Source organism: Oleiphilus sp. HI0123, from assembly GCF_001635315.1.
In genome coordinates this window covers 1-302 of sequence record NZ_LWGE01000119.1, presented here as the reverse complement: position 1 = coordinate 302, position 302 = coordinate 1, and the positions used below count along the sequence as shown (strand labels likewise).

Sequence of the window (302 nt, the reverse complement as noted above, 5' to 3'; positions counted from 1 at the left end):
ATGCCTATTGCTCCACGCTGTCAAACTTTCAAGGAAGCGTACACCTTCGACTACCCTGAAGCAGTAGCCTTCGCTGATGCTCAAAACTCTGTAATGTGGTTTCATCACGAGATCAACGTAGAAAAAGACATCCAAGACATTCGTGTCAATATGACACCTGCTGAGGCACATGGTGTAATTACTACACTTAAGCTGTTCACACTGTATGAACTAGTGCTAGGTAATGAGTACTGGGGCGGTAGATTCAAGCGTATGTTCCCTAGACACGATTTCCGTCAAATGGGTAATGCGTTCTCATTTAC

General features: G+C 44.4%; 1 protein-coding gene. It reads left to right on the top strand.

The annotated features are described in order from the left end of the window. Positions 1-302, top strand: a 302-nt coding sequence (locus tag A3761_RS26560) for a ribonucleotide-diphosphate reductase subunit beta (RefSeq protein WP_197472708.1), incomplete at both ends; no start/stop codon positions are given.